Source organism: Nannocystis sp. RBIL2 (assembly GCF_026626745.1).
GTDB lineage: Bacteria > Myxococcota_A > Polyangia > Nannocystales > Nannocystaceae > Nannocystis.
Genome location: NZ_JAPNJW010000001.1, coordinates 1,378,135 through 1,390,840, shown reverse-complemented (window position 1 = coordinate 1,390,840; position 12,706 = coordinate 1,378,135). Strand labels below are relative to the sequence as shown.

The window sequence follows — 12,706 nt, the reverse complement described above, 5'->3', positions numbered from 1 at the left end:
TGGTGAAAGAGACAGGTGGTCGTCGCGGCGCCGGCGACCTCAGCTGCAGGCCCGCGGTTGTGCGGAGCTTGCGGGCCTCGAGAGGGGGTCTGCGAGATCGATCCGCGCGAGACGTCAGGGGCCGGGGGCGCTGTCGAGGAGCTCGACGAACAGGGCGGTGATGTTGTCCTTGCCGCCGCAGGCGTTGGCGTGGGCGACGGCGGCCGGGGCCGCGTCGCGGGCGTCGAGCTGGAACAGGTCGGTCAAGGTGTCGGCGCTGTCGAGGTACTCGTGCAGGCCGTCGGAGCACAGGAGCAAGCGGTCGCCGACCTGCAGCGGGAAGGCCAGGATGTCGACCTCGACGAAGTCGTGCAGGCCGATCGCGCGGGTGATCGAGCTCTTGCGCCCGCGCGCGTGCTCGGGGCTGACGAGGCCCAGCTTGACCTGCATGTTGAGCAAGGTGTGGTCCTCGGTCAGCTGGTGGACGTCGTCGCCGCGCGCGAGGTAGACGCGCGAGTCGCCGACCTGGCCGACGATCGCCAGCTCGCCGGCGACGAGGACGACGGAGGCGGTGGTGCTCATGCCCGAGTAGTTGGCGTCGACCTCGGCCATGCCGTGGACCAGATAGCAGGCGTTCTGCAGGGCGCCGCGGATCATGGCGCCGAGCCGGGCGACGGTGTCGGGCGAGACCCACACCGGCGGGCCGGCCAGGGGCCGCGCGTGCACGACGACGCGCCGCGCGAGCCGGGCCTCGTCGGCCGCGACGGCGATGGTCTCCGCCTCGCGCTTGACCCACTCCCAGATGATCTCGACGGTCTCCTGCGCCGCGACCTCGCCGAAGGCGCGGCCGCCGACGCCGTCGCAGACGATGAAGAGGCCGAGCCGCTCGTCGGCGAGGAAGGCGTCCTCGTTGTGGCTCCGCCGCAACCCAGGATCGGTCGCGCCGAAGTGCCGGGTTCGCATGCTCGCAGCATACACCCGCGCGCCGGTGTCACCGAGCTTTCTGAAGCGCAGGCCACGAGCGACCGGTCGCCGCGCGCGCCAGTCAGCGCCTGTCCGATCGGTCAGCCGGGCGGCGCGCGTGTTACGATCGCGGCGTGACGGATCGCTTCGAGTTCAGGTGCGAGCCCGTGGGCGCCGAGACGCGCCGGCATCGGTTGTCATCAGGCGATACGGCGGTGTCCTGGGCGGCGTTTGCGGCCGGTCTGCGCGCAGATCGAGGGCTGCGGTCGGCGCTCACCGAGACGCTGGCCGCGAGCCCTTATCCGGGGTTCTTCTGGGAGACGCCGGGGGTGTCGGCGAGGTCGACTGCGCGGCCGTTCGAGATGGTGGTGGTGTCCGCTCCCCACCTGGCCCGCGCAGCGCCGTCGCCGACAGCGTTCGCGGAACACCTCGAGCCGGACGGCCCCGCGGTCCGGACGTTCGCCAACCTCGGCGGCGATGCGACTCTGGTGGTGCCCCGGCCGCTGACGGAACACGCGACGTACGGCCACCTGGCTGCGTTTCTCCGCGGGGGTCCTGCGGCGCAGATCGATGCGCTTTGGCAGGCGGTGGGCGCGGCGCTGGAGGAGGCGTGGCAGCGCAGCCCGGCGCCGGTGTGGCTGAGCACGTCGGGGAGCGCGGTGCCGTGGCTGCACGTGCGGCTCGATGCGCGGCCGAAATATTATGTGTTCGGGGCGTATCGGGCGGTGGGCGAGGGGTAGAGCGGGGGCTGGTGATGGGCGTGGGCTGCGGGCGGCAAGAGGGTAGGAAGGGGCAGCTCTTCGGCAGCAAGAGAGTAGAGGGGGCGCAAGGGCGTAGGTGGATGGTTCATGCAGCGCTGCGATGTTCGAGGTTCGATGCAGCAAGGGAGTAGAGTGGGCGCAAGCGCGTAGTTGGGTGCTCGACGCAGCAAGAGCGTGGCACGAGCGCAAGCGCGTAGGCTGCGATGTCCGAGACTGGATGCAGCAACGGAGTAGGCGAGCGCGCAAGAGCGTAGGCGGATGGCTCATACAGCAAGGGAGAAGAGTGAGCGCAAGGGCGTAGAGTGAGTGCAAGCGCGTAGGGTGTTCCTACAGCAAGAGCGCAGGTAGGCGCCTCGATGCAGCAAGGGGTGCAAGCGCGTAGGAGTGCTCATGCAGCAAGAGCGTAGGTGGATGCCTCGATGCAGCAAGACGGTAGAGTGAGCGCAAGAACGTAGGCGTGACCCGCAACAGCCTCGAGCGGTCGAGGCGTTGCGGGTCAGCTTCGGTCTTCGTCGCGCTCAGCCGATCGCCGCGGCGAACTCGGGCGGCAGGGGGGCGGTGACCGGGAGCTCGCCGGCGATCGCGGCCGAGAGGTCGAGGCGCAGCGCGTGCAGGTACAGGCGATCGGCGAGCTCGCCTTCGTAGAGCTCGTCGCCGAGGATGGGCAGGCCGAGCCAGGCGAGGTGGACGCGGGCCTGGTGGCGCCGGCCGGTCGCCAGCTCGAGCGACCACAGGCGCCGCGGGCCCGGCGGACCCTGCGGCTCCACGCGCGTGAGGGCCTGCTGGCCGGTACGGCGCACGGCCATGCGATCGCGGCCGAAGCCGGGGCCGAGCGGGGCGCGGACCTCGACGGCGGTGGGGCTGACCGCGGCGATCCAGGCGTCGGGCGGCGGCGGCCAGACATGGTCGAACGGACATGTCGTGACGGCCATGTAGTGCTTGCCCACGCGGGCGGCGGCGAAGGCGTCGCGGGCGGCGACGAAGGCGGCGCGGGTGCGGGCGAAGGCGACGACGCCCGAGGTGCCGCGGTCGAGCCGGTGGACCGCGCCGCCCTCGCGCGCGTCGAGGCCGGCCCCGGCGCACTCGGGGAAGCGGACGGCGACGCGGTCGGCCAGGGCGGGCGGATCGTCGGGCCGGAGGCGGTGCGTGTGCAGGCCGGCCGGCTTGACGACGTAGACGAACGCGTCGGTGGCGACGAGCAGCTCGGGGCCGGGAGCGGCGACCACCGGCGCGGCCGGGGCCGCCAATTCGAGGCGCTCGCCGGCGCGGACGCGGTGCGACGGAGGGGCCCGCTCGCCGTCGACGGTGAGGCGCCCGGCCAGCGCGAGCTCCCGCGCGACCCGCCGCGACAGGCCCGGGATGCGCCGTCCGAGGACGACGTCGGCCCGGGCGCCCTCGTCCTCGGGGTCGGCGATGCAGGCGAGCCGTGTGGTGATGGTCGGGTGGGAGTCGGGGAGCTCGGGGGCGGCCGCGGAGTCTTCGGGGCCGCCGTTCCTCGCCGTGCCCTCGAGCGTCCTGGATTCGGATGTATCTTCAGGACATGTCTTCTCGGACCTGTCCGAAGAGACAAGGTCTTTGGGGCCTGTCCTGGGGCGCGTCATTCGACTCCGGGGTCGGCGAGGACCAGCGCGTCGGCCTCGGCGCCGGCGGGCAGACCGGGGCCGGGCGGGACGAGGACGAGGAGGTCGCAGCCGCGCAAAGAGGTGAGCGCGCCGGAGACCTGGCTCGGCAGCGGCTCGGCGCGGCCGTCGACCAGGCGGGCGCGGACGCAGTGGGTGCGGCGCCCGGCGCCCTCGGCGGGCGCGGCGAGGACGACCCGCCGGCGCGGCCGCTCGACCTGCAGGTGGCCGGCCAGGCGGCGCAGGGCGGGGCGCGCGAACAGCTCGAAGCCGACGTAGGTGCTGGCCGGGTTGCCGGGCAGGGCGAACACCCGCGCGTCGCCGAGGCGGGCGAACGCCAGCGGCCGACCGGGGCGCAGGCGGACGCGGCGGAAGATCGGCTCGGCCCCGAGCGCGAGCAGGGCCGGCCACACGAGGTCGTGGTCGCCGACGGAGATCCCGCCGCTGACGAGGACGACGTCGGCGCTGGCGGCCGCGTCGGCGAGGGCCCGGCGCAGCGCCTCCGGCTCGTCGCCGACGCGCCCGAGGTCGCGCACTTCGGCGCCGGCGGCCTCGGCCTGGAGGGCGAGCATGAGGCCGTTGCTGCTGACCACCTGGCCATGTCCCGGAGGACAGCCGATGTCGACCAGCTCGTCGCCGGTGCAGAGGACGGCGACCCGCGGGGGCCGGTGGACCAGGACGTCGGCGTGACCGGCCCCGGCCGCCAGGGCGAGGTCGCCGGGGCGCAGGGCTGTCCCGGGGGACAGGATCTCGACGCCGGCCGTGAGGTCGCTGCCGGCCCGGCGGACGAAGTGCCCCGGCCGGATCTCGCCCGCGCGCCCGAGGTCGATCCACAGGCGCTCGCCCTGGCGCCGGACGTCCTCCTGGGCGACGACCGCGTCGGCCCCGGGCGGCAGTACGGCGCCGGTGGAGATCCGCATGGCCTGGCCGGACCCGACCACGGCGGCGGAGGGGTGGCCGGCGGCGCTCTCGCCGAGGACCGCGAGCTCGACCTCGGCTGTCCTGGGGGACAGGTCGGTGCGACCCGTAGCGATGGGGCTGGCGGCTGTCCCCGAGGACAGGTCGCCGGCTGGCCGGCCCGTGGCGCGGCCGCCCGCGCCCGCTGATCCGGAGGACATGGCGCTCACTGTCCCTGGGGACATGTCGATGCGGCCATCCGCGCCGAATCTGGCTGTCCCCGGGGACAGGTCGGCGGCGCGCACCGCCCAGCCGTCCATGGTGCTGACGTCGGCCCCGGGCATGGCCCAGCGGGCGTGCAGCGCCTCGGCCAGGACGCGGCCGCGGGCGGCCGGCAGCGCCCGGCGCTCGCCCGGCAGGGGAGCGCAGGCGGACAGGACGCGCGCGAGGGCGTCCGCGAGCTCGAGGTCGTCGGCCGTCATCCGGTCTTCTTCTTGCTGCTCTTCTTCGGCGGCGTGGTCTTGTGCTTGCCGCGCTTCGACCAGCCGCGCTTGCCCGGGAGGGAGTTGGTCTCCTCGGTCGAGGGCACGGGGTTGTCGACGGCGGACGCGGCGCTCGGGTCGTCGGCGGTGGCGGCGTAACGGGTGGCGTCGACGTCCTCGGCGGCGACGTCGGCGCGCAGGTCGTCGGGTGCGGGGCCGGCGTTGCCGCGCGGGGCGGGCGCGTCGACGGTGCCGCGGGTCTCGCCCGACTTGACGTAGACGACCAGCAGCTCGCCGGCGGCCGGATCGTGGCTGCGGTCGATGCCGTTGATGCGCGCCAGGTCGCCGTCGGTGAGGTCGAAGCGCTTGCCGATCTTCTCCAGAGTGTCGCCCTTGCGGGTCTTGTAGCCGCGCCGCACCAGGCCGCGCTGCTTGAGGCCGGCCTCGAGGTGCTCGCGCGAGCCGCGGATCACCAGGTCGACTGCGCTCTGCTCGAGCACGACGATCTTGGCCGCCTTGGGGTCGAAGGCCTTGGGGACGACGATCTGCAGCACCTGGCCCGGCTGCAGCCGCGCCTGCGGGTCGAGGTCGTTCCAGGCGACGATGCTGTCCCACGGGACAGAGAAGGCGTCGGCCAGGCCGCGCGGGGTGGTCGAGCGGGCGACGACGAAGAAGACGAGGCGCTGGTCGGCGGCCACTGCGACCTTCGGCGCCGGCACGAGCAACCTGTCCGTAGAGGCAGGTGCCGCGGCGGCCGAGCCGCGCGGGACCAATAGGACGATGCCGCGCTCGAGCTCGCCGTTGTCCTCGAGGCCGTTGAGCTTGCGCAGCTGGACCTCGGTCGCGCCGTAGCGCTGGGCGATGGTGGCGACGGTCTCGCCGTAGGCGACGACGTGCTGGATGTGGTCGCCGCCGGCGCCGTCGCGCACGCCGCCGCGCTCCCACGCGGCCAGCTTGGCCTTGGGGATCCGCACCGGATAGCTGCGCCCGGGCGGGGTCCGCTTGCGGATCAGCTGGGCGTTGAGCTCCTCGATCAGCGCCGGGTCCTCGTCGATCGCCTTGGCCACGGCGCTGAGGGCGGTGCCCGGCGGGACGTCGACCTTGACGAAGTGGAGCGGCGGCAAGCTGTCCGAAAGGTCAGGCCCCAGCTTGAACGCGGCCCGGTTGCGGCCGACCAGCGCGGCGGCGAGGATCTTCGGCACGTAGAGCGTGGTCGCGTGCGGCAGGCCGCTCTCGATCTCGCACAGGGCCCAGAAGTTGTTGCTGTTGGCCCGCGAGATCGCGGTCATCGCCAGGCCGTAGCCGCCGTTGAAGGCCGCCAGCGCCATCTCCCACGAGCCGAAGCGGACCCGCAGGTCCTTGAGGTAGGCGGCCGCGGCGTAGGTCGAGCGCTCGATGTCGTGCCGCTCGTCGACCCAGTAGTTCTGCTCGAGGCCGTACACCTTGCCGGTCGGCTCCATGAACTGCCACAGGCCGGCGGCGCCCACGCGCGAGCGGCGGTGCGGCTGGAAGCCGCTCTCCGCCATGGCGACGAACACCAGATCCTCGGGCACGCCGACCTCCTTGAGGATCGGCCGCAGGACGTGCTCGTAGCGGTTCATGCGCCGCAGCCAGCCGCGCATCAGCGCCTGGCCCTTGGCGTCGTCCTTGAAGAAACGCAAGTATTCGACCAACTTCGCGCCGTAGCGGATCGGCAGCTCTGGCAGGGCGAGCGCGGCGATCCACTTCTCGGGCGCGGTCTTCTCGATCGTCGCGCGCGGTGTGCCGGCCAGCACGCCCCGCTCGAAGCTGGCGAGGTCCTCGCGCGCGGCCGCGTCCGCGTCGACCGCCCGCGAGGCGTGCGTCTCGTGGATCGTGGCGCCGTCAGGCCGTCCACCACGCACCTGGTCGCGACCGCCGCCGGCGACCTCGAGGGGCCCGATCCGTTCGCGTTCGTCGACCGGTGCGCCGTGAGCCACACCTGCAACGGCCAGCCACAGCGCCGTGGCAAGCCCGCCAATCCCCCTCCAGAAGGGCGTATAGGCGGTTTTGCGGCGCCCGCGCAGATCCGGACCTGGTCGCATTCGCATCGCCGCCCACGCTAGCAAAGCGAGGCTCGAAGGACTACCTTTCGGCCATGCTCCTGGGTGTCCTCAGTCCCCTCGAGATCGTCATCATCGTCGCGGTCATCTTGCTCGTGCTCGGCCCGTCCAAGCTGCCCGCGCTGGGATCGAGCATCGGTCAGATGCTGCGAGGGTTCCGCAAGGAGATGAAGGCGATCGAACACGACAAGCAACAAGAGGCCGACCGCCGCGGCGAGATCGACGTCACGCCGAAGGACGAGCCGAAGCACGGCCGCCCGGGCTGAGCGCGCCTCGCTGCCGCTCGCGTCTTCGACGCCCGAGACGCCCGAGACGCCAGGACGCCGGAAACGGCGCCGAAAATTCAGGAAGCCCGCTCGTTCCGGTCGGAGCGAGCGGGCTTCGTCGTCGACGCCACGAGGGCGTCGCCCGGTCATCCCTTCGAGTTGAGGACGATGACCACCACGACGGCGATGATGACCACCACCACGAGCGCGATGTAGACGACGTTCGAGCTGCCGGTCGGCGGCGGCGTGGTGGCGATCGGCTTCGCCTCCGGCTCGGCCGGCTTGCTGGTCGCCTCTTGCCTGGGCGTCGGCAGGTTCGCGTTGGAGGTCGCGGCCTGCTCGACCTTGGCGGGGGCGATCGGCTCGGTCGGCGCGGGCGGGTTGCTGGTCGCGGTCTGAGCCGGCGGCGTGTGCGGCGGAATCCGCGGCTCAGGCTGCACTGCGCTGACCTTGGCCTCGGCGACCGCCTCGGCTTCGGCGGCCTTGTTGCCGGCCCGCATCGACGAGCCGGAGCTCGGCGCCGCGGCGACTTCGCCAGCCCGCGGATCCATGCTCGCGGGCCGCTTCGGCGCCTGGATGATCGTCTTGTTGCCGGCGCGCGCGGGCGGCTCGGCCGCGACGGGCGTCGGCGGAGGTGCCGAGACGGGCGGCGTCGGAGGCGTTTGCACCGACACTGGCGGCGTGGCCGCGGGCGAGGTCGGCGGCGCCTTGACGGCCGGAGTCTCGACCTCGACCGGACGGGCCGGCGGCGGCGCCTCGACCTTGCGCGGGGTGATGTCGGACTGCGGACCGACGTGGCTGTAGACGCTGAAGTACGCCTCGGCGCTCTCGAAGCCCTGAGCGAACAGCTGCCCGGGTTCGGCGAGCGACGGCTCGTTGGCCGCCTCGAAGTCCAAGATCATGCGGAACTCGCAGTGCGGGCACGCGATCTGGACCAGCGGGGCGATCTGGTCGGCAGGGATGCGGAAGGGACCGGCGCAGGACGGACAGAGGACGAACATTAGAAGTCCAGACCCAGGGAGAGAGTGTACTGCTGTTGCAGCCCGGATTTGTCGGCGACCTTGTTGCCTTCGATCTCGCCCTCGCGCTTGCCGCCGGGGACGATCATCGCCTCGACGCCGACGCGCAAGACGCTGAAGATGAATCGGAAGCCGAGGAAGGGGCGGTGCCGGTAGATCATACCCGCATCCTTGAAGACGAACTCGCTGAGCACCGGTGACTTGTCGAGGTACTCGTCCGTCGTCGGCGTGGCGTCGAGCACGCCGGAGCGCGCGAAGATCATCAAACCCTGATAGCCGACGTACGGCGTCAGGTTGACGGTCTTGCCGACTCCGAACACGTGCGAGATCGAGATGTCGAACGCGCCCGTGGTCATGTTCATGTCCTCGGCGCCGACCAGGCGCGAGAACATGCCACGCAGCGCGATCGACGGGATCGGCAGGTGGTGGAAGCCCTCGTGGATCGCCACCTTGCCGTAGCCGCTGATCGTCCACATGCGGCTGCCGAACAGGTGCGTCGCACCGGCGCCGACCTCGATGCCCGGCCACAGACCCTTGCGGCCCATGATCTGCAGCGTCGGCGCGACCTTGCCCGGATCACCGCGCGTCGCGTTCTTCCAGAAATTCTGGCCGTTGCTGATCGTGTTGAGGCTGATGTCGGCCGACACGGCGAAGCCCGAAAGACCGAGCGAGTCCGCCGGGTCGACCGGCTTCGGCGCCATCAACACGCCGAGCTCCGAAGCGAGGCTGCGGAAGTCGCCGTCGTTGGCCGACACGACGCCGCTCGGGTCCATCGTGCCCAACTGGCTGAGCCGCAGGTCGTAAGGTCCCGCCCAAGCCTCCGAAGAGCCGAGAAGCAAACTCAGGCCGAAAGCCGCTAGGGCAAACGAAGAAAGGAACCGTCTGGGCATGCGGGAGCTCCGAGATTCAGCGGTCGGCGCAGCGTAACTTGCGCCAGCGAGGTGTGTCAAGGTTCGCGCCAGGCCGTGCTGGGCCGAGGAATACGCCCGATTGTATGTTGCCGTGGGCCGCGCGTGACACGGACGCCGCTGCCGTGCTGATTCAACTAAGGAAGCCGAGCGCGCCCCGCAGGGGGCCTCGCACGGGCGCCGAGCCCAGGTGGAGGACCGCGGAATTCACCGCATCTCCGCCGTTCCAGGGCCCTACGCTCGTTGACCGCGCAAAGGCCGGCTGCTAGCGTGCCCGGCCTGCAGCCGCCGCACGTACAAGGCCCTCCGCTCGCCCGTGTGCGTCCCCATCCGCCGGGAGATCCGTTCGGGGCGCGGACGCCCGGTCCCGCGTCCCCCCGCCGGGCGGGACTGCTGAGCCTGTTCGTGCTGTCGTGGGCCTCGCCGCTCGCGCTCGCCGGGCCGCTCGGGTTCGCCGGCGATCTTCCCGAGTGGGCGCCGGCGGTCGGCTACGCCGGCGCGGCGTCGCTGGGCCTGCTGGTGCTGTTCTGGCTGCTGTCCGGGGCCCTCGGCTACGAGCGATCGCTCGGCCTGCGGATCATCCGCGCCGAACGGGTGCCGCGCGGCGCTCGCATGTTGTGCGCGGTGTGCTGGGCGATCGCCGGCGTCGCGCTGCTGCTGCTCAACCTCGGCTACCACAGCCTCGCGCTGGTGATCGCCACCGCCGCGGCCAGCTTCCTCGGCCTGCTGCTGCTGCTGGTCCAGTACTCGTCGATCTTCGGCACCACCAGCATCATCGGGGTGGTCCTGGGGGTCGCGGCGCTGATCGTCGTCCAGTCGGTCGCCACCGGCTTCCAGCACGAGTTCGAACGCCGCGTGCTCGGGGTGTACGCCCACATCAACGTGACGCGCAGCTCGGGCATGGCCGAGTACCGCCGCTTCGAGGCCTACCTGCGCACGCGGCCCGGCGTCACCGGCGCGAGCCCGTTCGTCTACTACGCGATGATGCTGGCGCCCTACGATCCCGAGGGCGGCCGCACCGACGATCTCCGGCTCGCCAGCGTGCTGGTGAAGGGGATCGAGCCCGAGACCGCGGCGGAGGTGATCGACCTGCCGGCCCACCTTCAACGCGGCAGCGGGCGGGCGATCCCGCTCCCGGTCCTGCGCTCCGATTTCGAATTGATGCCGGTGCCCGACCGCGAGTCGGACGAGCTGCCGCCGGCGATCGCGGCCACGCCCGACCCCCGCGGCGCGGGCTGGTACGAGCGCGCGATGAGCCACTACGCCGAGGTCCCCGCGGCCCGCAAGCGCATCCCGGGAGAGATCCGCGGCGATCTCCTCGACGACGACGTGTGGCCCGAGGAGCCCGCCGCCGGCGAAACCGCGGCCCGCTTCGACGCCAGCGCGCTGCCGACGATCTTCGTCGGCGCCACCCTGGCCCGCGAGCTCGGCCTTCAAGAGGACTCGCTGGTGATGGTGGTCGACCCAGGCTCGTCGTTCGACGCCTCGAGCGAGCCCGAATTCCAGTACTACCGCGTGGCCGGGATCTTCCAGGCCGGCTTCCAGGAGTACGACAGCCGCCTGGTGTACGTACACATCAAGGAGCTGCAGCGCTTCAAGTACCGCGGCCGCGACCAGGTCTCCGGCGTCGACCTCCGCCTGCAGCACCCCGACCTGGCGCCCCGGGTCGGCGCGTCGATCCGCGCGGCGCTGCCCGGCCGCGAGTACCAGGTGCTCGAGTGGCAGAACTTGAACGAGAACCTGTTCAAGAGCATCCGCCTGCAGAAGAACATCATCACGGTGATCCTCAGCCTGGTGATCACGGTGGCCACGTTCAACGTGCTGTCGGCGCTGTGGACGATGGTGGTCCGCCGCACCAACGACGTGGCGATCCTGATGTCGATGGGCGCGACCGGGCCGCAGGTGGCGCGGATCTTCCAGGTCACGGGGATGGCGATCGGCCTGTCCGGCGCGGCCGCGGGGGTGCTGTTCGGCCTGGTGCTGTGCTGGCTGGTGTCGCTCTACGGCTACACGCTCGACCCCGAGGTCTACTTCATCGAGGAGCTGCCGGTCGAGTTCAGCCTGGCCCAGATCGGCTGGATCCTCGGGATGACGCTGGCGATCTGCTTCGTCGCCACGCTGCCGCCGTCGCTCCGCGCGGCCAAACTCCGCCCCGTCGAGGGGCTGCGCTACGAGTGACGCCGTGGCCGCTCGCAGCTCCCGCCGCTGGGCCCTGATCGCGCTGGTGGCCCGTCGCATGCTCCTCCGCGAGGGCCGTCGCGGCCCGGGCAAGACGAGCCGCGCGGTCCTGAGGGTGGCGGTGGTGCTGGCGCTGGCCGGCGCGGCGGCGACGCTGCTCGGGGTCCGCGCGGTCACGCCGCCGCTGGTCGCCGGCATGGCGTCGCTGGTCGCGGTGGGGCTGCTGTGCGCCCGCCACCTGATGCCCGCGGTGGCGGTGGCGGTGTTCGGCACCGGCCTCGGCTGCGCGGCGCTGATCACGGTGCTCGGGGTGACGTCGGGCTTCGAACGCGAGCTGGTCGGCCGCCTGAGCAAGATCGGCGGCCACGTGACCCTCACCGAGTACGGCCTCGACTTCGACGAGTACCCGCAGGTGGTGGCGCGCTGGGGCCCGGACCCGCGCGTCCTGGCGGCCTCGCCGTTCGCGTTCTCGACGGCGGCGGTGGTGCCGCTGAAGCCGGATGGCCATGAGGACAGGGCCGATGGGGCAGGTCCGCAGAGACATGTACCCGAGGACATGTCCCTGGAGACGCACACCCGCCCGATCGACCGCAACGCGCCGGTGATCGCGCTGGTGAAGGGCGTGGACCCGGCGCTGGCCGCGGGGCTGCCGGGCACTGCGGCGATGCTCCGCGCCGGCGACCTGACGAAGGTCCGGCCCGGCGACGTGCGCCACGGGCCGGCGATCGCGCTCGGATCGCGCCTGGCCGAGCGCCTCGGGGTGGCGGTCGGCGACTCGGTGCGGCTGGTGGTGCCGGCCGAGCTCGACGGGACGGCGGCGGCGATGATGCGCCCGCCTCGCCACGGCGAGTACGAGGTGGTCGACCTGCTCGACACCGGGGTCGGCGACTACGACGCGTCGCTGGCCCTGGTCCACCTGTCGGCCGCGCAGGCGCTGTTCTTCGCCGAGCGCCGGGTGAGCGGGGTGGAGTTCGCGCTGCGCGAGCCGGACTCGGCGTCGGCGTTCGCCCAGGAGGTGGTGGCGGCGATGGGCGAGGGCTTCCGCGCGACGACGTGGGAGCAACAGGGCGAGGACGTGCTGGCGGGGCTGCGGCAGATCCGCGCGGCGGTGTCGCTGGTCCTCGGCCTGCTCGAGGTGGTGGCGGCGACGGCGTTGCTGGCGAGCCTCTTGTTGCTGGTCCGCCGCAAGCGCGAGGAGATCGCGGCGCTGATGAGCCTCGGCGCCGACTCGCGGGCGATCTTCGCCGTCTTCGAGGCGGTCGGGGTGTTCGCGGGCCTGCTCGGGACGCTGATCGGGGTGAGCCTCGGCCTGGCGTTCGGCTGGATGGTGGCGGTGTTCCGCTACCCGCTCGACCCGGAGGTCTATCCGGTCGACCACCTGCCGTTCGCCCTGTCGTGGATCGATCTGGCGGGACCCGCCGCGGCGGCGCTGATCATCTGCGCGCTGGCCAGCGGTCCGGTGGCGCTGGTGGCCTCGCGGCTGCCGCTGCTCGCGGGCCTCGGGCGCGCGTGAGTCGATCGTGACGGGCGGCGGCGCGGTGGGCCTCGCCTGG

Annotated in this window: 10 protein-coding genes; 4 read left to right on the top strand and 6 right to left on the bottom strand. The window is 72.4% G+C overall.

Annotated elements, in window-relative coordinates; translation table 11 throughout:
* Window positions 1-114: 114 nt before the first annotated feature.
* A complete protein-coding gene (locus OV090_RS05490) occupies window positions 115-942 on the bottom strand; it encodes a PP2C family serine/threonine-protein phosphatase (protein WP_267702415.1) in 828 nt (275 codons plus the stop codon).
* A gap of 134 nt (window positions 943-1,076) precedes the next feature.
* On the opposite strand from OV090_RS05490, the gene OV090_RS05485 reads away from it, so the two are divergent.
* Entirely contained in the window at window positions 1,077-1,682 is a 606-nt protein-coding gene (locus OV090_RS05485; protein WP_267702414.1) for a hypothetical protein, read from the top strand.
* A gap of 539 nt (window positions 1,683-2,221) precedes the next feature.
* Here OV090_RS05485 and OV090_RS05480 read toward each other — a convergent pair.
* Genes OV090_RS05480 through OV090_RS05470 form a run of 3 tightly spaced genes read right to left on the bottom strand, consistent with a single transcriptional unit; the run spans window position 2,222 to window position 6,659 of the window.
* Window positions 2,222-3,304 carry a pseudouridine synthase gene (locus tag OV090_RS05480; protein WP_267702413.1) on the bottom strand — a complete coding sequence of 361 codons (1,083 nt, stop codon included), beginning with the start codon at window positions 3,302-3,304 and terminating at the stop codon, window positions 2,222-2,224.
* Entirely contained in the window at window positions 3,301-4,701 is a 1,401-nt protein-coding gene (gene glp, locus OV090_RS05475) for a gephyrin-like molybdotransferase Glp (RefSeq protein ID WP_267702412.1), read from the bottom strand. The genes OV090_RS05480 and glp overlap by 4 nt, the downstream gene beginning before the upstream one ends.
* A complete protein-coding gene (locus OV090_RS05470) occupies window positions 4,698-6,659 on the bottom strand; it encodes a LysM peptidoglycan-binding domain-containing protein (protein ID WP_267702411.1) in 1,962 nt (653 codons plus the stop codon). The genes glp and OV090_RS05470 overlap by 4 nt, the downstream gene beginning before the upstream one ends.
* Before the next feature lie 158 nt (window positions 6,660-6,817).
* Between OV090_RS05470 and OV090_RS05465 the strand changes: the two genes are divergently transcribed.
* Complete coding sequence (locus OV090_RS05465; RefSeq protein WP_267702410.1) at window positions 6,818-7,048, top strand: twin-arginine translocase TatA/TatE family subunit; 231 nt, start codon at window positions 6,818-6,820, stop codon at window positions 7,046-7,048.
* 146 nt (window positions 7,049-7,194) lie between these two features.
* Here OV090_RS05465 and OV090_RS05460 read toward each other — a convergent pair whose 3' ends face one another.
* Window positions 7,195-8,049, bottom strand: coding sequence for a hypothetical protein (locus tag OV090_RS05460; protein ID WP_267702409.1), 855 nt, complete (start codon window positions 8,047-8,049; stop codon window positions 7,195-7,197).
* Window positions 8,049-9,017 (bottom strand): hypothetical protein, encoded by a 969-nt coding sequence (locus tag OV090_RS05455; RefSeq protein ID WP_267702408.1) that lies wholly within the window; start codon window positions 9,015-9,017, stop codon window positions 8,049-8,051. Before OV090_RS05455 ends, OV090_RS05460 begins: the two co-directional genes overlap by 1 nt.
* A 363-nt stretch (window positions 9,018-9,380) precedes the next feature.
* On the opposite strand from OV090_RS05455, the gene OV090_RS05450 reads away from it, so the two are divergent.
* A complete protein-coding gene (locus OV090_RS05450; RefSeq protein WP_267702407.1) occupies window positions 9,381-11,153 on the top strand; it encodes an ABC transporter permease in 1,773 nt (590 codons plus the stop codon).
* A gap of 4 nt (window positions 11,154-11,157) precedes the next feature.
* Window positions 11,158-12,666, top strand: coding sequence for an FtsX-like permease family protein (locus tag OV090_RS05445; protein ID WP_267702406.1), 1,509 nt, complete (start codon window positions 11,158-11,160; stop codon window positions 12,664-12,666).
* The last annotated feature ends 40 nt before the right edge of the window (window positions 12,667-12,706 follow it).